This is a genomic window from Paucisalibacillus globulus (genome assembly GCF_900184735.1).
Lineage (GTDB): Bacteria > Bacillota > Bacilli > Bacillales > Amphibacillaceae > Ornithinibacillus > Ornithinibacillus globulus_B.
Window position 1 is genome coordinate 54,234 of the sequence record NZ_LT855384.1, and the last position, 21,152, is coordinate 75,385.

At 36.2% G+C, this 21,152-nt stretch carries 32 protein-coding genes; 29 read left to right on the plus strand and 3 right to left on the minus strand.

Features of this window, described 5'->3' with window-relative positions; translation table 11 throughout:
* Positions 1–9 precede the first annotated feature (9 nt).
* The 15 genes from BN999_RS00345 to BN999_RS00415 all read left to right on the plus strand — a co-directional run bounded on the left by BN999_RS00345 (position 10) and on the right by BN999_RS00415 (position 11,620).
* Positions 10–1,974, plus strand: a complete 1,965-nt coding sequence (locus BN999_RS00345; RefSeq protein WP_176481822.1) for a tape measure protein — start codon at positions 10–12, stop codon at positions 1,972–1,974.
* Positions 1,961–2,614, plus strand: a complete 654-nt coding sequence (locus BN999_RS00350; protein ID WP_096269406.1) for a LysM peptidoglycan-binding domain-containing protein — start codon at positions 1,961–1,963, stop codon at positions 2,612–2,614. The genes BN999_RS00345 and BN999_RS00350 overlap by 14 nt, the downstream gene beginning before the upstream one ends.
* Positions 2,615–2,630: 16 nt before the next feature.
* Entirely contained in the window at positions 2,631–3,593 is a 963-nt protein-coding gene (locus BN999_RS00355; protein WP_255247355.1) for an XkdQ/YqbQ family protein, read from the plus strand.
* Position 3,594: 1 nt separating this feature from the next.
* Positions 3,595–3,903, plus strand: coding sequence for a DUF2577 domain-containing protein (locus BN999_RS00360; protein ID WP_096269547.1), 309 nt, complete (start codon positions 3,595–3,597; stop codon positions 3,901–3,903).
* A 4-nt stretch (positions 3,904–3,907) separates the two neighbouring features.
* Positions 3,908–4,315 carry a DUF2634 domain-containing protein gene (locus tag BN999_RS00365; RefSeq protein ID WP_096269407.1) on the plus strand — a complete coding sequence of 136 codons (408 nt, stop codon included), beginning with the start codon at positions 3,908–3,910 and terminating at the stop codon, positions 4,313–4,315.
* Positions 4,315–5,403, plus strand: a complete 1,089-nt coding sequence (locus BN999_RS00370; RefSeq protein ID WP_096269408.1) for a baseplate J/gp47 family protein — start codon at positions 4,315–4,317, stop codon at positions 5,401–5,403. Before BN999_RS00365 ends, BN999_RS00370 begins: the two co-directional genes overlap by 1 nt.
* On the plus strand, positions 5,396–5,944 hold the full coding sequence (locus tag BN999_RS00375) for a putative phage tail protein (protein ID WP_096269409.1): 549 nt from the start codon (positions 5,396–5,398) through the stop codon (positions 5,942–5,944). The genes BN999_RS00370 and BN999_RS00375 overlap by 8 nt, the downstream gene beginning before the upstream one ends.
* The gene (locus tag BN999_RS00380; protein ID WP_096269410.1) at positions 5,944–7,953 is read left to right on the plus strand and encodes a hypothetical protein; all 2,010 of its coding nucleotides are present in this window, start codon (positions 5,944–5,946) and stop codon (positions 7,951–7,953) included. Before BN999_RS00375 ends, BN999_RS00380 begins: the two co-directional genes overlap by 1 nt.
* Before the next feature lie 4 nt (positions 7,954–7,957).
* On the plus strand, positions 7,958–8,284 hold the full coding sequence (locus BN999_RS00385; protein ID WP_096269411.1) for an XkdW family protein: 327 nt from the start codon (positions 7,958–7,960) through the stop codon (positions 8,282–8,284).
* A 2-nt stretch (positions 8,285–8,286) separates the two neighbouring features.
* Positions 8,287–8,430: an XkdX family protein gene (locus BN999_RS00390; RefSeq protein WP_096269548.1), complete on the plus strand. Its 144-nt coding sequence runs from the start codon at positions 8,287–8,289 to the stop codon at positions 8,428–8,430.
* Positions 8,431–8,486: 56 nt separating this feature from the next.
* Positions 8,487–8,747: a hypothetical protein gene (locus BN999_RS00395; RefSeq protein WP_096269412.1), complete on the plus strand. Its 261-nt coding sequence runs from the start codon at positions 8,487–8,489 to the stop codon at positions 8,745–8,747.
* Positions 8,744–9,025 (plus strand): phage holin, encoded by a 282-nt coding sequence (locus BN999_RS00400; RefSeq protein WP_096269413.1) that lies wholly within the window; start codon positions 8,744–8,746, stop codon positions 9,023–9,025. Before BN999_RS00395 ends, BN999_RS00400 begins: the two co-directional genes overlap by 4 nt.
* On the plus strand, positions 9,025–9,852 hold the full coding sequence (locus BN999_RS20925; protein WP_255247356.1) for a peptidoglycan DD-metalloendopeptidase family protein: 828 nt from the start codon (positions 9,025–9,027) through the stop codon (positions 9,850–9,852). Before BN999_RS00400 ends, BN999_RS20925 begins: the two co-directional genes overlap by 1 nt.
* A 285-nt stretch (positions 9,853–10,137) precedes the next feature.
* Complete coding sequence (locus BN999_RS00410) at positions 10,138–11,061, plus strand: Kiwa anti-phage protein KwaB-like domain-containing protein (protein ID WP_096269414.1); 924 nt, start codon at positions 10,138–10,140, stop codon at positions 11,059–11,061.
* Between the two features lie 28 nt (positions 11,062–11,089).
* Complete coding sequence (locus BN999_RS00415; protein ID WP_096269415.1) at positions 11,090–11,620, plus strand: hypothetical protein; 531 nt, start codon at positions 11,090–11,092, stop codon at positions 11,618–11,620.
* Between the two features lie 17 nt (positions 11,621–11,637).
* Here BN999_RS00415 and BN999_RS00420 read toward each other — a convergent pair whose 3' ends face one another.
* The 3 genes from BN999_RS00420 to BN999_RS00430 all read right to left on the minus strand — a co-directional run bounded on the left by BN999_RS00420 (position 11,638) and on the right by BN999_RS00430 (position 12,491).
* Positions 11,638–11,949, minus strand: a complete 312-nt coding sequence (locus BN999_RS00420) for a hypothetical protein (protein ID WP_096269416.1) — start codon at positions 11,947–11,949, stop codon at positions 11,638–11,640.
* A complete protein-coding gene (locus tag BN999_RS00425; protein ID WP_096269417.1) occupies positions 11,930–12,136 on the minus strand; it encodes a hypothetical protein in 207 nt (68 codons plus the stop codon). Before BN999_RS00425 ends, BN999_RS00420 begins: the two co-directional genes overlap by 20 nt.
* A gap of 139 nt (positions 12,137–12,275) precedes the next feature.
* Positions 12,276–12,491, minus strand: a complete 216-nt coding sequence (locus BN999_RS00430) for a helix-turn-helix domain-containing protein (RefSeq protein WP_096269418.1) — start codon at positions 12,489–12,491, stop codon at positions 12,276–12,278.
* Positions 12,492–12,743: 252 nt separating this feature from the next.
* Between BN999_RS00430 and BN999_RS00435 the strand changes: the two genes are divergently transcribed.
* The 14 genes from BN999_RS00435 (at position 12,744) to flgL (ending at position 21,112) form a co-directional block, all read left to right on the plus strand.
* Positions 12,744–13,997, plus strand: a complete 1,254-nt coding sequence (locus BN999_RS00435) for an FtsK/SpoIIIE domain-containing protein (protein WP_096269419.1) — start codon at positions 12,744–12,746, stop codon at positions 13,995–13,997.
* Positions 13,939–14,532, plus strand: a complete 594-nt coding sequence (locus BN999_RS00440; RefSeq protein WP_255247357.1) for a replication-relaxation family protein — start codon at positions 13,939–13,941, stop codon at positions 14,530–14,532. The genes BN999_RS00435 and BN999_RS00440 overlap by 59 nt, the downstream gene beginning before the upstream one ends.
* On the plus strand, positions 14,504–14,626 hold the full coding sequence (locus BN999_RS20930; protein WP_255247358.1) for a hypothetical protein: 123 nt from the start codon (positions 14,504–14,506) through the stop codon (positions 14,624–14,626). Before BN999_RS00440 ends, BN999_RS20930 begins: the two co-directional genes overlap by 29 nt.
* Before the next feature lie 15 nt (positions 14,627–14,641).
* Positions 14,642–14,836: a hypothetical protein gene (locus tag BN999_RS00445; protein ID WP_096269420.1), complete on the plus strand. Its 195-nt coding sequence runs from the start codon at positions 14,642–14,644 to the stop codon at positions 14,834–14,836.
* Positions 14,817–15,179 carry a hypothetical protein gene (locus BN999_RS00450; RefSeq protein WP_096269421.1) on the plus strand — a complete coding sequence of 121 codons (363 nt, stop codon included), beginning with the start codon at positions 14,817–14,819 and terminating at the stop codon, positions 15,177–15,179. The genes BN999_RS00445 and BN999_RS00450 overlap by 20 nt, the downstream gene beginning before the upstream one ends.
* A complete protein-coding gene (locus BN999_RS00455; protein WP_096269422.1) occupies positions 15,179–15,397 on the plus strand; it encodes a hypothetical protein in 219 nt (72 codons plus the stop codon). The genes BN999_RS00450 and BN999_RS00455 overlap by 1 nt, the downstream gene beginning before the upstream one ends.
* A 48-nt stretch (positions 15,398–15,445) precedes the next feature.
* Complete coding sequence (locus BN999_RS00460; protein ID WP_096269423.1) at positions 15,446–15,739, plus strand: hypothetical protein; 294 nt, start codon at positions 15,446–15,448, stop codon at positions 15,737–15,739.
* 20 nt (positions 15,740–15,759) lie between these two features.
* Positions 15,760–16,722, plus strand: coding sequence for a DEAD/DEAH box helicase (locus tag BN999_RS00465; RefSeq protein WP_255247359.1), 963 nt, complete (start codon positions 15,760–15,762; stop codon positions 16,720–16,722).
* Positions 16,719–17,399, plus strand: coding sequence for a ComF family protein (locus tag BN999_RS00470; RefSeq protein WP_096269425.1), 681 nt, complete (start codon positions 16,719–16,721; stop codon positions 17,397–17,399). Before BN999_RS00465 ends, BN999_RS00470 begins: the two co-directional genes overlap by 4 nt.
* A 37-nt stretch (positions 17,400–17,436) precedes the next feature.
* Positions 17,437–17,859 carry a TIGR03826 family flagellar region protein gene (locus tag BN999_RS00475; RefSeq protein ID WP_096269426.1) on the plus strand — a complete coding sequence of 141 codons (423 nt, stop codon included), beginning with the start codon at positions 17,437–17,439 and terminating at the stop codon, positions 17,857–17,859.
* 86 nt (positions 17,860–17,945) lie between these two features.
* Complete coding sequence (gene flgM / locus BN999_RS00480) at positions 17,946–18,209, plus strand: flagellar biosynthesis anti-sigma factor FlgM (protein WP_096269427.1); 264 nt, start codon at positions 17,946–17,948, stop codon at positions 18,207–18,209.
* Positions 18,210–18,225: 16 nt separating this feature from the next.
* Entirely contained in the window at positions 18,226–18,714 is a 489-nt protein-coding gene (locus tag BN999_RS00485; protein ID WP_255247360.1) for a flagellar protein FlgN, read from the plus strand.
* A 28-nt stretch (positions 18,715–18,742) separates the two neighbouring features.
* A complete protein-coding gene (gene flgK, locus BN999_RS00490; RefSeq protein WP_096269428.1) occupies positions 18,743–20,239 on the plus strand; it encodes a flagellar hook-associated protein FlgK in 1,497 nt (498 codons plus the stop codon).
* 9 nt (positions 20,240–20,248) lie between these two features.
* The gene (flgL, locus tag BN999_RS00495; protein WP_096269429.1) at positions 20,249–21,112 is read left to right on the plus strand and encodes a flagellar hook-associated protein FlgL; all 864 of its coding nucleotides are present in this window, start codon (positions 20,249–20,251) and stop codon (positions 21,110–21,112) included.
* The last annotated feature ends 40 nt before the right edge of the window (positions 21,113–21,152 follow it).

The window sequence follows — 21,152 nt, forward strand, 5'->3', positions numbered from 1 at the left end:
GGTGAAAACATGACCACAATTAAAACCGCAATACAGATCAATGATATGATGTCCCAACAGTTCAGAGCTATGAACATGGCGATGACAACAGTTATTGATAGTTTCCAAACTTTGCAGGATGCAACAGGTAAAGCGATAAATGTTTCTGCGCTAAATGCTGCCCAGCGAGAATTACAACAAGTAGAAGCAAATTTCAATCAAATTGAAGATGAAATTAGACAAGCCAATGAGCAACAACAAAAACTAAATAACAGCGTTCGTAATGGAAAGAATGCATCTGATGGCTTACTTTCTAGCGTGAAAACTATTGCAGCTACTTATTTATCTTTTCAAGGCGCAAAAGGCTTATTTGGTCTTTCCGACCAAGTAACCAATACAACAGCTCGTTTAAACCTAATGAATGACGAACTTCAGACAACGGCTGAATTGCAACAAATGATTATGGAGTCAGCAATACGTTCCAGGGGTCAATATTTACAAACGGCTGATATAGTGTCCAAATTGGGGCAGAGAGCAAGTGATGCTTTTGGATCTAATCGAGAAACTATTGCCTTTGCAGAAAACTTAAACAAGCTATTTGTAATTGCAGGAGCATCACAACAGGAAGTCTATTCTGCTAGTTTACAATTAACACAAGCATTGGGGTCAGGAGTGCTTCGAGGTGAAGAACTAAACGCTGTATTCGAAGCTGCGCCAAATGTTATTCAAACCATTGCTGATTATTTAGAAGTTCCCATCGGACAAATAAGGGATATGGCATCTGAAGGGGAAATTACAGCTGACATTGTTAAAAATGCAATGCTTGGTGCCACAGACGAAATCAATGCAAAGTTCGAGGAAATGCCTTACACGTTTGGCCAAGTATGGAATCTCTTCTTAAATAATATGTATCAGATTTTTGAGCCGTTGATTCAAGTAATAGGTGCAGGAGCTCAATTTATATACGATAATTGGTCTACTTTAGAGCCTATCTTCTGGGGACTAGTGGCTGCGGTTGGCGCTTATACAATTGCTTTGGGAATACAAACGGCAGTCACGTGGTTAGCAGTTGCTGCAAACAGAGCTTTAATTGCTGCTATGCTTACCAATCCAATTGGATGGATCGCCTTGGCTATTGGATTTTTAGTAGCTTGGATTTACAAGTGGATTGAATCAGTTGGTGGAATACAAATCGCTTGGGCAATAGCAATGAACTACATTCAAACTGGTTGGGACGTACTTAAAATTGCTTTTATGGCTGGAGTATTTTATGTATTGAATGAACTCGACAAATTGAAGTTAGGATTCAAAATGGTGAGTACAGCTGTTCAAAATTACATGGGTGATATGAAAGCCGGAACGCTCCTCATACTTCAAATGATGGTCAACGGAGCAATTGGAATTATTAACGATTTCATTGCAGTACTCAACAAACTTCCAGGAGTATCTATTGATGCAATTGGGACAGTAACTTTTGGTAGTGCTGCCGTTTTAGAAAATGAAGCAATGAAGTCTGCTAGGAATGCGGAATTAGGTCAATATACTATTGATATAGCTTCAAGTATATCCGAACGTGACGCTTCACTTCAAAAAATGCAAGGAGAGGCTCTAGCGGGATGGGCTAAACGGAGTGCAGAAATAAAGGACATGCAAGCAGCTGCTCGTTTAGATGAAGGAACTTCCCCGTCACTTGGAACATTTGACTTTGTTGCTCCACAACTAAAGGATTTACAGGCTAGTGGAGCTGATACGGCTGGTAACACGAAAAAAATTGCTGATAGCGTAAATATGACACAGGAAGACATCAGTTATCTAAAAGACATCGCAGAGCGTGAAGCAATCAACCGTTATACTACTGCAGAAATCAAAGTAGATATGAAAAACGAGAATCACATTAATAACGATATGGACATTGACGGTGTTATTGACCGCTTTGGTGAACGTGTGGAAGAAGTAGCTGAGGTATTAGCAGAAGGGGGTTATGAAGATATATAACTTCTTTATTGATGGACTGCAATTACCAGTAGCGCCATCACAGATGTCAACCCAAATAAACAACAGCAATGAAACTATTACTCTCATGAATGAAGGAGAAGTAAATATATTAAAAAAGCCAGGACTAACGGATATTGAATTTGAGGTGTTATTACCTAATGTTCGATATCCGTTTGCTGTATATCCAAATGGATTTAAACCTGCAGCACACTATTTAAATAAACTTGAGCAATTAAAGGTCAATCAAAAGAGTTTTCAATTTATCGTGAATCGAATGATGCCAAATGGAAAGCTGTTATTTGATACAAATATGACTGTTTCCTTAGAGGATTATGAAATTGAAGAAGATGCAGAGGAAGGCTTTGATATTCGTGTAACCATAAACCTAAAGCAATTCAAATCATTTGGTACAAAAAAAGTTAAGGTTAAGCCAAATACGAAAAAGGCAACTGTGAAGAAAACTCGGAGTACTTCTGGAAAGAAAAAATATAGAACCCACAAAGTTGTACGGGGCGATACTCTATGGGCGATTGCTAAACGGTACTTGGGAAGTGGGACAAGATATCCAGAAATCGCCAAACTCAATAAAATAAAAAACCCTAATCTTATCTATCCTGGGCAAGTTTTCAAGATTCCATAGGTAGAGGTGATAAAGTGTGGCTAAGTCAAAATTATATATCATAACCCGTGGATTTATTTATGAGTGCGCTGTGGAAGAATCAATAGTGTGGGAAACTCACCGTAAAGGAAGCCCGGGCAAGCTTACATTTAATGTTATAAAAGACAATGTAATAAGCTTTCACGAGGGCGATGCTGTTCGATTCGAATATGATGGAAAAAAAGTATTTTATGGCTTTGTTTTTACTAAAAAGCGTAAGGATAAAAGAATTATCAGCGTGACAGCTTATGATCAACTTCGTTATTTTAAAAATAAAGATACGTACACGTATGCTAATAAAACTGCCTCTCAACTGCTTAAAATGATTGCTCGGGACTTTAACCTTAAAACCGGTACTGTTGAAGATACAAAACATGTTATTAGATCGCGTGTCGAGGACAATCAAGAACTATTTGCGATAATGGACTATCCTTTGTCAGAAACAATCCTGAATACTGGTAATATGTATATACTTTATGATGATTACGGGTCGCTCAATCTTCGAAATGTATCGCGTTTAAAAACAGATATTCTAATCGATGAAGATACAGGTGAGACTTTCGAGTATACATCTTCGATTGATGATAAGACTTATAACAAAATTAAGTTAATCCGAGAAAACAAAGAAACCGGCAAGCGAGAGATTTTTATTACGCAAGATGGTATTAACATCAACAATTGGGGTGTTCTTCAGTACACAGACAAACTGGACCAAGGTGTTAACGGGAAGGCTAAGGCAGATGCTCTATTAAAACTGTACAATAGGAAAACCCGTAAGCTTCACATGAATAAAATATTTGGGGATGTTCGTGTAAGAGGAGGATCATCTGTTGGAGTGCAAATGAATCTAGGTGATTTGAATGTTGCTAACTTTATGATGGTTGAAACTGTAAAACACACATTCAAAGAATCGGATCATCGGATGGATTTAAAGTTAATTGGAGGTGATTTCATTGCGTGATATGACGGACATTCTAAATAATATTAGAAGAATCGCAGTAAATGCAGTGAATGCCCAAAAACTCGCAGATGTTGCACATGGCCGTGTTATTCAAACAGGTCCTTTAAAGATTCAAATTGACCAAAAGTTAATATTGAATGAAGAGCATCTTATTTTAACAAAAGCTGTTACAGATTATGTAACTGAAATGAGTATAGACGGCGGACCTAAACAAACTTATACAGTTTATAACGGTCTTAGACCAGGTGATCTAGTCACTATGATACGTTCTCATGGTGGCCAACAATACATCATCATCGATAAGGAGTGATGATATGATTCCTCAACAATTAGAAAATGATGGTTTAACACTGGATTTTGAGGAAGAAATGGAACCATCCAAAACATTTAAATTAGATTTAGATTTAAATCGCTGTGTAGGCTTCGTTGATGATTTAGAAGCTGTTAGACAAGCGATTTTTTTAATGACCTCTATTGAACGATATGAGCACATCATTTATAGCTGGGATGTTGGTATAGAACTGCAAGATTTATACGGGATGCCTACTGCTTATGTAGCATCTGAAATACCAAGGCGTTTACAAGAGTGCTTATTACAAGATGACAGAATAACAGCAGTAGACTCTTTTGAGGTTACGGCCGTTAAAAAGAAAGTCCATGTTAAATACGTTGCCCACACCATTTATGGAGATATTGAGATAGAAAGCGAGGTGGACTACTGATGGTGGAACCAATCGACTTAAATACAACATATGAAGATCTAATGGAGCGGAAACTTGCAGGAGTTGATGACTCACTCGATAAGCGAGAAACAGGTATTATCTATACTGCTACTGCTGCCAATAGCGCTGAAACGGCACAAATGCTTATTACGATAAAACATAACAATGATATGGTATTCGCCGATACTGCTCCAAGAGAAAATCTAATTCGAATAGCTTCAGAAAGAGGTTTAAAACCTTACACTGCATCAAAAGCCAAGCTGAAGGGTGTATTTAATATAGATGTCCCTATTGGCTCTCGTTTTAGCCTAGATGATTTGAATTATGTTGTTACTGAACGAATTGCTATTGGAGAGTTTATCCTGGAGTGCGAAACGGAAGGTAATATAGGTAACTTATACTTAGGTACCTTAATACCAATCGAGTATATTGATGGTTTAACCAGTGCAGAACTAACGGAGGTCCTTATTCCCGGTGAGGATGAGGAAGATACAGAGGACTTTCGTAGGCGCTATTTTAATAGTTTTAATTCAGTTGCCTTTGGTGGTAATCGTGCAGATTATAAAGCAAAAGTTGTTGCATTAGAAGGTGTTGGCGGTGTCCGTGTGTATCGTGCTAAGTACGGAGCAGGTACTGTTGGTTTAACAATCATAAACTCGCAATACGAAAAACCTACTCAAACCCTAATCGATTCTGTTCAACAAGCAGTAGATCCACTAACTGCTCAGGGTGAGGGAGTTGGAACAGCACCTCTTGATCATATCGTGACTGTTTCAGAGGTTAATGAAACAAATATAGATATCACATTAAATATCACCTATCAGAGCGGATGGACTTGGCCTGATATCGAAACTAATGTGTTAAGTACAATTGATAACTATTTTAAAGAGCTATCCGAATTATGGGCAGAGGCTCAAACATATGAGGAAGATCATGCAGGGTTAATTGTAAGAATATCTCAGATTGAAACTAGACTTTTAGGTGTTCCTGGTGTCATTGATATCGCTAACACCCTACTGAATGGTGGGACTTCAAATATTGAACTAGATAAAGAAGCTATTCCGAAACGTGGTGTTGTAGTTGGCTAGAGACGTTGATATATTAAGCTATTTACCTCCAGTACTTCATCAAGTAAAAGAAGTAGTTGAAATTGCTAACGTGGAGAAAAATCCGCTGGAAGCAACTTGGGAAGCTATTGAACAGAGTTTAAATAATCGATTTATCCTTACAGCTGATGAAGAAGGACTTGCAAGACAAGAAAAAATGTTGAAAATTAACGTACCGGCAACTGATACGATTGAAACTCGTAGATTTAGACTTCTTACTCGTTATCAAGAGCAGGCTCCTTATTCCAATTCTGTGCTTAAGCAGCTACTAGATAGTTTGTTGGGGGAGAATGGTTATGTGATGACTCGTGACATAGCTGGTAAAAAACTAAAAGTAAAAATAGAACTTACCGTTAAAGGCCAGTTTGATGCAGTAGTCATAATGCTAGAGCGTATTACACCGCAGAATATGATTTTAACCGTTGAATTACGCTATAACCAACATAGTTTATTAAGTCAGTTTACTCATGCTCAATTAGCCGCCTTTACACATAAGCAATTACGAGAGGATGTGTTAACTTAATGCCTAACCAGACAACTAATTACGGTTTAACGAAGCCTATACCGGATGAATTTTATGATGTTGAAGCACAAAACGATAACATGGACAAAATTGATCTTGAGTTAAATCGTACTCAAGATGAAATATGGAATAAGGTTGTTGAAGCAGTTACCCTTCAGCGCGGGACGAATGTTGTTAATACTGAAAGAGACACGCTGGTTTCTAGTTTGGCATTTGATGGAGATGAAGCTATTAACCTAGTTCCATTGTTTGATAGTGGACTGTGGAAGTTACATGCTAATGCAGCAGTTAGTACACCGAATAAGATTATACACAATAACACTTCAGGTGCAGATGAGTTTTCTGAAATATGGATTAAGGTAAAACCTAATTTTACCTATACTTTTAGATTAAATCACACTGGATTAATAAAAGTTCATTACTACAATTCTAGTAGAGTTATTTTAGAAACAGTTGTGAATTCTAGTGTTCAGGAAGTAACCTTTACAACTTCTCCTGAAACTGCTGAAATCAAGATTAACCTTCATAATTTAACAATGGGTGAAGCCATCTTTGAAGACATTATGATAAACGAAGGAACAGTCGCGCAACCATTCGTAGCCAATATTCAACCAATCCGTTTTCCAACCATTCAAGTGAAAGATGAAACAGATAAAGTATTATCTCAGCTATCTATTCAAGACCACTTCTTTGAAGGTGATAAATTAGAAGTACGTGATAGCGAATTAGTTAAAATTGCCAGTAAAAAAGAAGTCATTTTAGATAGCTCACAAACGGTCTCTTGGACAAACAATAAAAGTGGCTATAAGCACATTAAGATAAACAGCGTATTACATGGTGTTATGCTAGGTGAATCTGATGATTTTGCAAGGGTTGTAAAATATGATGGTAAAATAATCAATATTGTAGACCCTCTTAGTGACAAAGACCAACTAACAACGGATAGAAACAACGGAGACATATGGATTTCAGTTTCTAACGCTGATTCTGGTTGGGGAGACGGTTACACACCAACAGTAGAAGAAATTAAAGCGTATTTCTTAGGATATAAAATGCGCGACAGTCTAAATGCTAACAATCAATATAACGGTACTGGAGAAAAGGGCTGGATAGCCATTTATGATTATGTAAATGGAGTTAGACCTAATATGATAACAACACTTCCAACAACATTAGATGCAAGATTTACTCCCTACCGACTTATATACCAATTAGCAAAACCTGAAATACAACAAGTTCAATCATTCGGAGAATTGAAGTTAAATAAAGGCGTAAATCACCTTGAAGTATTAGAAGGCATGGTGGCTAGGGAAACTATAAAGGTCTACCTATCTAGTGATTTCACATATTACATTACAAATCAAAAAGGCCGAGATGAACAATTCCATTATCCTGTAAGCAAAATACTACGGATATACAAAAACGGTAATGACGATACGCATAATTGGTTGTTTAATTCATTACTAGCTTACGGAAATGAAAAAGCTTTTATTACACCTGATAAATACGACCCTAACGCGCATTACACTGTAGATTACCTTTTCATGCCTTATCTATCTAATCCAATACAAAGTATAGTCACAACCTATCCAAATAACCTTGGTTCTGTTGTTGATGAATTAATTGCTAAAATAAAAGAACGAAGTCTAGATTTTGATAATCTTTATTTACAGAAGGCTAATCGAAAACAAGAAGATTGGATTAAACCGACGCTACTAAATGGGTTTAGTCACATGTATGACGGTCTTAGATTTATGAAAGACGAATTTGGTTTCGTCCATATTCAGGGAATTGCTACTGGGGGTCCAACAACAGAAGGTGCAGTGATTTTTATCCTTCCAATAGGATATCGTCCAAAAAACTATGCTTATATTTCAGGGCTGCAATCTAGTAGCGGGTGGAAACATTTAGGGATTGACATAGGAAGTGCTGGAGAGGTTCGATTACATGACGGAAGAACTAGTACAAATTTTATTAAGATAAACGGTATATTCAGGGCGGAGGGGTAAAACTATGAAAATTGTAGTCTACAAAAAACGTGAAGATGAAACGTTAGATTTTACGGACGGTATTGTTGTTGATCCTAACGCAATTCCTGAAGGTTACACTGAAGTAAAAGAACAAGGAGCATACAATGAAGATGGAAAACGCCTTACACAAGTAGAACTGGAAGAAATTCGAAATGCTGAGCCACCTAAATCAGAAGTAGATCTACTCGCAGAACAACTTATTAATGAAAAGTTTAAGAACATGCAGCTGCAAAAAGATATAGATATGTTAGGCAGCGAAATGGCTAAAACAAAATTCGATTTGATGAAAATACAGAAAGTTGGTGTATGAAAGTGGAATTTTGGGATCTGGCTTACAAGCGTAATTGGGTTACAAAGGAAGAACTGAAATTTGCCGTTATTACTGAAGAAAATCCATACGGAGAAATTACTCCTGCAGAATATGAAGTGATTACTGGAGATTCATTTATAGCTTAATTTATTCAGCGCTAGTAATAGCGTATTTTTTTATGCCTTAATTAGGGAGGTCAAAAATGACTATACAAGAACTTGCTAGCTTAATGGCAGTGATTTCGTTTCTTGGCGGAATCGCTATTTTTTTGTTTAAAAGTATTGTTATTAAACCGTTACAAACCTCGATTGATTTACTCAACGATACTTTAAAAAGTTTTAAGATTAGGACCGACAAAGAACTTGAATTGCTTGATTCAAAAGTTAATTCTCTAGAGAAAAAAACAACCAGACATGATGAGCAAATAAAAACACTTTTTTCGAAGGGAGGTGAGCACAAATGAAAATCAACTGGAAAGTAAGATTCAAAAACCCAGTATTCTATACACAATTAATTCTATCAATCCTGGTACCTATTATTGGGTATATGGGAATTAGATTTGAGGATTTAACAACTTGGGTGGTATTAGGTGATGTACTTGTACAAGCCTTATCAAACCCTTACGTAGTAGCGCTTGTCCTAGTCAGTGTTTGGAATGCACTCAATGATCCAACAACTAAAGGATTAAGTGATAGTATTCAAGCACGAAATTATAAAAAACCGAGAGGAGATGTTGAGTAATGGGAGTAACATTTATTTACCCAACAGTAAAAAGAATAACAAGTCATTTTAGTAAGAGTAGACCGCATCCGATAACTGGTGTGGTCTCTTTTCATTCTGGAACAGACTTCGCACAACCTGGACGTCAGGAAATTAAAGCAGCTGCAGCTGGAAGGGTTGTAAAGTCTTATGTAAGCACCTCATATGGTGAATGCATTATCATACGTCATAATATTAAAGGGCAAACTTGGGAAACACTCTATGCACATATGCTTAGTGGCTCTCGTAGAGTACATGTTGGTGATATTGTTAAGCAGGGAGAAGTTATTGGACTTATGGGAAGTACCGGTGATTCTACAGGCCAACATCTACACTTTGAAATTCATAGGGGTACCTGGAACAGTCAAAGAAGCAACGCGGTCAACCCTGTTGATTACTTGAACAAGGATCTGTATCCTGTATCTGCTTCCGGTAATGTATATGTCGTAAAAGCTGGGGACACACTTTCAAAAATTGCTAAGAATCACGGCACAACGGTTGATGTACTTGTTAAACTAAATAAAATTAAGGACAAAAATTTGATTTTTGTTGGCCAAAAAATTAAGTTGCCAGGTAGCAAAGGTGAAACTCTTTATCTACCAAAAACGGAGTCAAGATGGAGAGTTTATCCAACTAATAAAGCACCAGTTAAAGGTAATGAAAAAGGCTTCTTGAATCCTAAGAAGTTTGGTGGACTGCAATATCAAGTGCTTGATAAACCTCAAGCTCATGTAGTAACTATTCAGACTCAAGACTTTGGTAAGGTTAATATCTATGTGCATCCTTCCACAGGTGCTACAATTAAATAAACTAAAATAAGCATAGACAACTTATTCTAGTATAGAATTCATGGGGGTCTGGTGGACCACTTAGAAGGAGTTCGGAAAAGCTCTGGATATAAAATAAGACCAAAAAAAATCCCTCTTGTGGAAGCAGGAGGGATTTTTAAAATAAGGACCTAAAAACTATATACAAAGTATTTTCTACATGCTATCATAGGAACGTACGTTCCAATTGGAAACGTTTTTACAAAAAAGCAGGAAAATAGTCATCTTTTGTAGAATATGTAATTTATCTACAAAAGGGGGATAAATATGGATTTAAATAATATAATTCAAAAACTGCGGGAATTTCAAGAACCAGATGGAAGGTTATCTGTTTTATTTGTATCAAAGAATGGCACAAGATATAGTTCGTTCGAACCAAGTGTTTCTAATGATGTACAGAAGGAAGTCATTAAATTATTTATTGAAAATATAGACCATAAAATACAAGCTAACCTTAACTCGGTTACATTCAATCCAAGTGGGCATGAGAATGATGAATATTCAGTATGTGATACAGATTATGTTGGAAATTATTCTGAAGTTATCAACTTGTTTGATGAAACAGTTACCGAAGAAATGGATCCGAACAAAGTTAGTTTCTTAGTATTTAAACTAAGAATAAATAATAATGGTGAAGATCCGAAGTTTATTTATTTCTTTAGAAAAAACCACAAGTTAAAAAGTATTCGCAAAGGTTTCTGGATTAGAAAAGTTGCTGATACATTTAATATACTAGAAGATAATAAATTGATAGCAATAGACGGGGGAATCGATGCTATCTCCTTAGATAATCAACTTATATTTTTTAGTCATATTGCGGCTGAACGTATATTCAACCTAAGAGAGAAGTTTAAAGAAAACGCTCAATTAGTACTAAGAGAAGTACAAGGTGGTACGAAGATCGAAAACTTCGATCAATTTAAGGAGGATTGTTTAGGTGATGCAAGAATCATTAGAAGACTCACTAAAATACAATCTAATCCAGAAATTATAAGGTTGTTTCACGAGCATTTCGACAACGCACCTGAGGTTGTGGAATTGTTTGATTTAAATATTAAATTCAATGATGAAAAATCAAAAATTATTTATGACGACAAAGAACAATTAACTGATATAACAATGTTAATGAGAGATGCATATTATAGAACAGTCCTGGCAAATAGAAAAGGGATAGATGATTTTAATATCTAATTTAAGGTAAAGGAGGTAAAACTAGAAAATGATAACAAAAACTTACAAGGTGCTATTATTTGTCTCATCATTTTTACCTCTATATGTAATATTAATTGTGAAATTTTATGACTTTGAACAAAGCATTAAAGAGAATTTATTAGAACACTATGTAACATTTGGATTCTTTATGGTGTTAATTTTGATTTCACTATTAACATTTTTGTACTTTTGCTTCTGTGAATTGAACTCTGAAGAAACTTTCCACGGATTGGAGAATAAAAATAGTGAAATTTTAAGTTACTTTATTACCTACGTAGTACCACTTACTACCTTAGAAGAAGGAAATTTAAATTCAATTATAATAAATGCCTTATTATTTTTAGTTATTGGTATTTTCTATGTTAATAGTAATTTGTTTTATCTAAATGTTTTGTTTACTATATTCGGTTTTAATGTCTATCAAGATAGCGAAAACAAAATTATAATCTCAAGAAAGAGTGCAGATAAAATAACTAACAACACATATATTAATGTAAAAAAGGTAGGAAAGAAAATTTATATAGTTAATAAAAAGTAGCCCCATAACTATGGGGCTTACTCATTCCAAGGACGATCTTTAACTTCAAATCTTGCAGCCTTTTTCCCGTGTGAATAATCAGTCATTAACTGCTTTGTCATTTCCTTCAATTCTTCAGGTTTAAATTCCACCATTTCTTTATTAATTTCATACTTTCCCTTTTTGATACGTTTAATTTCAATATGATGCTTGGTTAATAATTCAGTTTTAATTTTAAAATAGTCCTGGTGCATTCGTTCGATTATCGAATCAATCATATCTTCGTAAAGATTCCTCAATTGAAATTCACTGAACTTCTCTTTATCCTGTTTAAAAACTGCTATAGCCATAGGTATGGCGATGTACTTTTTGATTAGTTCTTCCATCCGTTACACTTCCATTTTCAAAATATCGCTTTAACATAGGATCTTTTCTGTCGAGGTATTCAAACGCATCTTGTTCAGAAGGTGTGGCCCCGGGGTAAACAATTCTTCTTCCATCAAAATATGGCTGAAATTCTTCTTTTTCTTTTTCCATTTTAATTCACTCCTTAATTATCTTAGTATAATAATTCGATAATTTGAAGCTGTAACCCTGCATAGAAAAGGAGTTTTCAACTTATTTTGAAATTAGTGATTTTGTTGGTGTTCTATAGTTGTTTTCAGGAAAAGTTTCCTTATAAGAAGGTTTTTCTGTTATTATGTTCCCTCTCAACCAAATCATCTAAACTACATCCGATTATATCTGCTATTTCTGCAGCCTTTAAAAGGGTAATTTTTCTACGCCCATGAATGTACCTGGAAATATTATTTTCATCTTCCCCTAGAGCTTTTGCTACTTGCCTATTAGTAAAGCCGTTCTCTTTAATGGCTTCCCCGATTCTTAATTTCATTATGATCACCTTTTTATTATTTCGATATTTACCTGGTAAAATCCTTTATTCAAAAAAAGTTATACCATTTTGGCATAGTATAAGATGTGGCACCATACAATCTAATATGCAAACCAAAATACAACGACTGCAGCAAAGATTGTACTTTTAGAATGGGCGCAAATCTTTAAAATTAAGCTATTCTAGCCGTTTTACCAAGTTGCAATAGCCAAGGGACTATCTTTACAAGATACCAAGAATGGAGGTGCGTGAATGCTATTCGAGTTATTGTCTACAGCAAGCATGGCAGGAATTGCTGGAACAAGTTTTTATTTTAAAAACAAAAACGCTGCTAACGATCATGAAAAAATTATTAAGATTGCTGACTATGCAGGTCTTAAAACAAAGGAAGGGAGTATCCGAATTTATCGGAAAACAAAGCATAAGAACCACACGGAATACGTTTATAAAGTTCCTCTAGGGTTATCTTTTCAACAGTTTAAGGATGTAGAACAAAAATTTATTGATGGCCTAAATAATAAAAGTCGACCGGATCTTAATCTAGCAAACTTAAAAAATATTGACTGGAAGGGAGATGTCGTAAAGCAATTAAAAGATATTATTCAGAATCGAGTAAAGCTTGATAAAAAGATAGAAATGGAGTTTGATGGGATGCTAAAAATACGAGTCTATGAAAAAGGTTTAGAAAAGCTTTATTTATTTGATGAAAAAATGTTAGGAAAAGTAAGAGGATGGAAGGTACCAATAGGCTTCACTTATAAAGACTTTATTTTGCATGATTTTGAAGAGAGACCTCACATGATTGTAGCCGGAGCTACTGGCTTCGGAAAATCTGAATTTGTGAAACTATTAATCTCAGTTTTGGTAAGCAATAAACCAGATCAAGTACGCTTCCATTTAATCGATTTAAAAGGCGGGGCAGAATTAGGGCCTTTCCGGGACATGAAGCAGGCTATTAATTTTGGTAGAAATGTGAAGGAAGCAAAAGTAGTTCTAGAAGCCATTCAAGAAGATATGAATAACAAGCTCGAATACCTATTTGAAAAAGGATTCAAAGATATTAAAAGAGCAGGTCAAAAAGAAAGAGATTTTATTGTGATTGATGAAGCTGCAGATCTGGATGACGAATGTAAAGAATTAGTTACGGATATCTCGAGAAGAGGAAGGGCGGCTGGCTACAGACTCATATACACGACCCAGTACCCAACGAACGAGACGCTCCCGTCTCAAGTACGTGCCAACATTGGAGCTAGAGTATGTTTTCGACTAGAAACAGGTGCTCAGAGCAGAGCTGTATTAGATGAAAACGGAGCGGAAGATATTCCAGAGATTGAAGGTAGAGCCATCTTTAGAAGGGTGAGAAATTATATAGTCCAAACTCCATATATGGAAGAAGAAATGATAAATAAAATTATTAAACCTCACATCATCAAGAAGGAGGGTTTAGGTGCGACCAAAGACACTAGAACGCCAAGAGCAAATCCTTTTGAGTTTAAAGAATCTTGATTACCTCACTGTTAAGCAAATTCAAATCTTGCATGGGTTGGGCTTTAGGAATACCTATCGAATTCTAGATCAAATGGAGCCCTATCTAAACCACTTTTATGACGGACAGAAAATCTATTACCTTAGCAAAGAAGGTCGCGAAAAAATAAACTGCAGCACTATCCGAACTAAAATTATCACAGCAAAACATTACCTAATGCGCAATGATCTCTATATACAACTCAACCAACCAAAAGACTGGAAGAATGAAGTTAAGCTAATCAGTGGAGAAGGAACAAAGGCAGAAATTGTTGTTATTCCAGATGCCAGGTTCATCCGCAATGGGAAGTACCACATTATTGAAATAGACAATCAGCAAAAAATGAAAAAGAACAAAGTAAAAATTGATAAGTATAGGAGATTCATAGAAAGAAATTCATTCAAAGGTATGCCTAAGATCATATGGGTAACAACTACACCATACAGAAGAGACAGTTTACTAGAATTGTGCGAGGGGTTGGATGTTGATGTTTTCTTGGATACTGATATCAACTAATGAGCCTAAAGAGCACTTTGATGGAGAATTTATTGTTATTGATTGGAATTACTTCTTTAGTGGGGAATATGAGAAACCGGATGAATGCGAATAATTAGGAGGGGTTTATTTGAAACTGACTAACCTGAAAATGACAGATAGCGAAAAGGAATCAATGATTAGGATAACTGCAGAGAAAATTAAAGACCTAAAGTCTTATGGATCCATGGAAGAATTTGCCCATCTCGCTAACCTGTTGTATGTATATCAAAAGCTAACAGGAAAGAATTATGAGGAGGTAGAACATGCGGACAAAAACTTATGATTTTAAGGAGTTTATGCGAGGTGAACATGAAGTAGTCAAACCACCTACTTTATCGTTAATGCCTTTAGCAGCTGCTCCGTTTATTCCTGGAACTGTTTATGCAGCTGATGAATCGGTTAAAGCCAAAATGATGGATGCTTTTAATCCACTAATAGAATTAATACAAGGTCTAGCCTACCCAGTAGCCATGGTTGTTGTTTTAGGCGGTGCCATATTCGTTATGATAGGAAACAGTGATAAAGGCTTTAGTATGATGCAGAAGGCCGGAATGGGCTATTTACTAGTAATGATTGCTCCAATGGTTCTAGATGTGTTAGTCGATTCAATGGACGGTGTGGTTTAATGGAAATCAAAGCACCTATGGAATATGTAGGAGACTGGATTGGAGTAAAAATGAAAGAGGGGATGACTGATATAGCTCTAGAATATATTTCAGCCATCCCGATACTTGTCGGAGTATCAATAGGAGTATATGCACTCTGTAGTATGATTAGTAAAACTTTTGCGAAGCTAGGAGTTGCTGGAGTATTCGGCTATGGTTTTTTAATCGTACTATTTTGAATAAAAAGTAAATAAAAGCGCATCCTATTGAAAAAAGGAGGCACTCTTATGCTACTGATCGGAATCGTCTTAGGAATTTACATTGGTTATAAATTAAACGATTTAATTAGAAAGTTGAATATCGGAATTGAATTTAAGATACTAGGGTTGAAAGTTACAATCGGAAAACCTAAGAAAGCTCCTGTAGTTGATATTGCAAAGAAAAAGAAAAAAGTTACTTCAGTAAAATCAAAATGCGTTACTTGCAATGATGAGGATATGTTTATTGCTGGAACTAATAATTTAATTCCTTGTCCGAAATGTAAAAGGAATAGCGATAAATTTAAAAAGAATCTTGTTTAATTATATTTAAGTCCTCATTATTGGTTGCTTGTGGTGCTGGGAAAACAGAGATGCTATTCCCAGGAATTGAAGCTGCTCTAAAGCTTGGGAAACGAATTTGTATTGCTACTCCACGGGCGGATGTGGTCCGGGAACTTAAGCCTCGTATCCAAGCAGCGTTTCAGAAGGTCCCTGTTCAAGCATTATATGGTGGAAGTGACGATAAAACAGGCTCATCCCAGTTAATTATAGCAACGACCCACCAACTCCTACGATTCTACCAAACATTTGATATTGTAATTATCGATGAAATAGATGCCTTTCCCTTCCATAATGATGAGTCCCTGCCTTTTGCAGTAAATAGAGCTAAAAAAGAAAAAAGCACTACCATTTATCTAACTGCAACCCCAAGACAAAATCTTCGTCTACGAATAGCCTTGAAGAAACTCCCTCATACATTTGTACCTGTTCGCTATCATGGCAACCCATTACCTGTTCCCACACTGAAGATCTGTTACGCACTAAAGAAAAGTTTACGACAACAAAAAATTCCCAAAACCCTACTCGAATGGATTACCAATAGAAAGAACAGGCAGAGGCAGCTACTGATATTCGTACCATCCATTCATTTAGCTAAAGAAGTTCAATTAAATTTACAAAAGAGTCATCGAAACCAATTAGGTGACATTGTTTCGGTTCATTCCGAGGATGAACAGAGAGTGGAGAAGATAGAACAGTTCAGAAACAAGAAAATTGATGTCTTAGTAACTACCACCATTTTAGAGCGTGGCGTGACATTCCCATCTGTTGACGTAGTCGTATTAGATTCGGGGCACGATGTATTTGATGAAGCAGCACTAGTTCAGATTGCTGGCCGAGCAGGAAGGAGTGCAGATGACCCAACAGGAGAAGTGATTTTTCTTCATGATGGAAAAACCGATGCAATGGTTCAGGCGGTACATTCCATAAAAACAATGAATAAAAGGGGAGGTTTTTCATTATGAATTGTCTTTGGTGTCACGATGAATTGTTGTTGGAGGTGAATTGGAGCAATGTAATATTCCCTACAAAAGCACAGCTAATCTGCGGAACATGTGAGAAAGAGTTGGTTCCACTATCCGGAAAACGTTGTAAGAGGTGTAGTCGCGAATCACATTTAGATGTTTGTCAGGATTGTTTGTGGTGGGAGAACTATCATCACGGGGAGGACATAATGGAATATAATTACTCTGTTTTCCCATATACAACCCATATACAGGACATGATAGCCAAGTGGAAATATCGTGGGGATTATGAACTTGGACATGTATTTGAGCAATCGTTTAAGCAACACTTTCAGCAGAATTTTAAAAAGTTAAGAGCAGCTGTAGCAATCCCAATTCCTCTTAGTAGTGAGAGACTTCAAGAAAGATGCTTTAATCAAGCTAGCATGCTTGCCTCTTTTTTACCAATTCAAACCTTGGATATATTAACTCGTGTACACGGAGAAAAGCAGTCCAAAAAAACACGAATGGAAAGAATCTCCACTAAGAACCCTTTTATTCTTCACCAAACACTAAACAATCCAGTAATTCTTGTCGATGATATATATACAACGGGTACTACTTTACGTCATGCAGCTAGTCTATTAAAAAAAGCTGGCTGTCCTAATGTATACACGTACACATTAGTTCGTGGTTAGTTGATGTGATATGATAATGTAGTAAGGAGAAAATCAGATGGCAGAATTAGCAAATTGCTCCCAATGTGGAAAAGTATATGTGAAACAATTGAAAGATATTTGTCGTGATTGTTATAGAGAGGAAGAAGCAGCTTTTAAGAAAGTATATGAATTTCTAAAGCAACAAAAGAATAGAGAAGCTACCCTTACTGAAGTAGTGGAAGCAACAGGGGTTGAAGAAACCTTAATTACTAAATTTATTAAGGAAAAAAGACTGCGTACATCCATGTTCCCAAAACTAGGATTTCCTTGCGAAAGATGTGGGACTTTAATTGTTTCAGGGAAGTTATGTATGAATTGTTCTGAAGAACTGAAAAGTGACTTACAACAACATGAAGCACTGGAAAAGGTAGTGGAACGGAATAAAGACGTAAAAACAACTCAAGGTGTATATTATACACTTGATAAACATCGTAGATAATACTTTAAATTTGATAAAACTAACCGATAATAAATATAGAGATAAGTTCGGGCGTATGGTTGTTCGAAAAATGATGGGGTGATGTAATGAAGGTTAATGGACCGAATCAAACGAATTTTAATCCATATAAAAATCAAATACAAAAACAGATGGAAATGAAAAAAGTTGGTAAGCAACAAGACCAATTAGAAATTTCTTCCGAAGCAATGAAACTGCAAGAAAATACAAAAGTAAATGCAAAACGTGAAGCATATGTCCAAGAAATTAAGAATCGAGTAGAATCTGGACAATATGAAATTAATTATGAAAAAACTGCGCAAAAAATGATCGATTTTTGGTCGAAGCAATAAGAGGGGGACGGCATCAGTGTCCGTACAATCAATTATTGAAAAACTAGATAACCTAACAAAGATCCATCACCAACTAATCGTGCTTTCAGAAGAGAAAACAGCGGTAGTTAAAAAGGGTAATGTGGAACAATTACAAACTATTTTGGTGAAGGAACGAAAAATGGTTCAGCAATTAGAGCAAGCGGAAGAGAATCGTCAAAAAGAAGTAAATGCATGGTTTGCAAATCATGGGAATACTTCTGAAGATGCAACAGTTACCAACTTGTTGAATCAGCTAAATGATGACTCAGAAAAGAAGAAAATAGAGGAAAGTGCTGTCAAATTAACCGAATCGATTGTGAAATTAAAACAGCAAGAACAGTTAAATATGGCATTGATTCAGCAATCGATGCAATTTGTTCAACTTTCGATTGATCTAATGAGTCCATCATTAAAAAATATGAACTATGGTAAAGACAATCAACCACCAGCCGTGAATCGATCCGTATTCGATTCGAAAGCTTAAATGAAACTTTTAATGAAGGAGAAAGTCAATGAGTACATTCCATGGATTGGAAATGGCGAAACGTGCGCTATTTACACAACAATCAGCTTTATATACAACTGGTCATAATATTTCTAATGCAAATACAGAGGGGTATAGCAGACAACGTGTGAACTTTGAGACATTACCAGCCTACCCAAACGGTGCACGTAATCGTCCACAAATCCCAGGACAACTTGGACAAGGGGTCCAAGCTGGTTCTGTGGAACGTATTCGTGATAGTTTCCTAGATTTACAGTATCGAGCGGAGAATAGTAAATCAGGATATTGGGAAACCATGTCCAATTCCCTATATCGAATGGAAAGTTTATTAAATGAGCCATCTGAAAGTGGTTTATCTAATACAATGGACAAATTCTGGCAATCGCTACAGGATTTATCTGTTAACCCTGAAAATACTGGGGCAAGATCTGTCGTGGTACAGCGTGGACAAGCGGTAGCAGATACATTTAATTATTTAACTAGTAATCTAGAAAATATGCAGTCTGATCTTCGTAAACAAGTAGATGTTACCATCAAAGATGCTAACTCTATTATTCGTCAGATTGACCAAATCAATAATCAAATAAAAGAAACAGAGCCTCATGGCTACTTAGCAAATGATCTATATGATGATCGAGATCGTTTAATTGATGAATTATCTGGTATTGTAAATATAAAAGTTCATCGTAAAGAAAGTGCTGAAAGCTCTCCAGATAATGCTGCTGGTTTAACACAAATTGAACTTGTAGATGATAGTGGAAAGTCACTACCTAATGGGCCAGTCTACTTGGTAGATCCAACCTCTGATACAGGATCTACCTTCCAGCAGTTCTCTCTTGCTGAGGCAGATGAAGTCAATGAAATTAAATTAGGTAATGACCTTGTACAAGGGTTACCAACCGGTTCACTTAAATCATTAATTGATGCTCACGGTTACGATGGCTCTGATCCTAATGCCGTAAGTTATAAGAATGTACTAGAAGACATTCAGACACTTGCAACGGAGTTTACCACTGCATTTAATGATGTCCAAAAAGGTGGATTTGATTTAAATGGAGTTGCTGGTACAGACTTCTTTGTTAAAGATGCCGACGGGAATATAATTGTAGCGCAAGAGATAATGGATGATCCTGCTTTAGTAGCTGCTAGTGCTGTTGCGAATGAAACAGGAAATGGCCAAAATGCTTCAAAACTAGCGAATGTATTTAATGATAAAATTGGTGGTCCTTTAGGAGTAGATGCCTCTGTAAAGAGCTTCTATGAAGGTGTAATTGGGAGCCTAGGTGTTGCTGCACAAGAAGCTAATCGTATGTCAGCCAATACAGGTGCACTTAAATCACAGGTACAAGAACAGCGTATGTCTGTGAGCTCTGTGTCATTAGATGAAGAAATGACCAATATGGTTAAATTCCAGCATGCCTATAATGCTGCGGCAAGAAGTATGACGGCAATGGATGAAATATTAGACCGAATCATTAATAACTTAGGAATCGTAGGAAGGTAGGGGAAATAGATGCGCGTAACACAATCGATGTTATCGAATAATATGCTACGTAATTTGTCCAACAGTTACACGAATATGGGCACATATATGGATCAGCTTACAACAGGTAAGAAGATTAACCGACCTTCTGATGACCCGGTTATTGCTGTTAAAGGAATGGATTATCGTAGTCAGCTAAAAGAAGTAGAGCAATATCAACGAAACACAAATGAAGTTCATAACTGGATGGATAATTCAGATGATGCACTAGACCAAGCAACGAAAGCTCTACAACGCTTACGTGAACTAGCCGTACAAGCTAGTAACGACACGTATGATACTGGGGAACGCCACAATATCATGGAAGAAGTAGAACAACTTAAAACCCATTTAATAGATATTGGTAACACAAAAGTCAATGGAAAATACATCTTTAACGGAACGAAAACAGATGTAAAACCAATTGACGGAGGTTATCCTACCGACACTACAGATGTCCATATTGAAGTTTCTAATGGGATTAAAATCAAGGTAAACGTTAATGCTGATGAAGTATTTGGTGCAGAAGCATTCGGAAATGTGGATAGTTTTATCACCGCATTAGAAAGTGGCGATCAAGGTGAAATCGAAAAAAGTATCGCACTCTTAGATGAAAATATTAATAATGTATTAAATGCTCGTGCAGACCTTGGAGCAAGAATGAACCGTCTAGAACTAATTGAGCATCGTTTAGGTTCACAAGAAATCTCTGCAACGGAAATGATGTCAAATAACGAAGATATTGATTACGAAGAAGTAATCACACAATTAATCACACAGGAAAGTGTACACCGCGCAGCACTCTCTGCAGGCTCTAGAATCATACAACCAACATTACTAGATTTTCTACGGTAAACAAAACCCTAGCCCGAATAAGGGGTTAGGGTTTTACTGT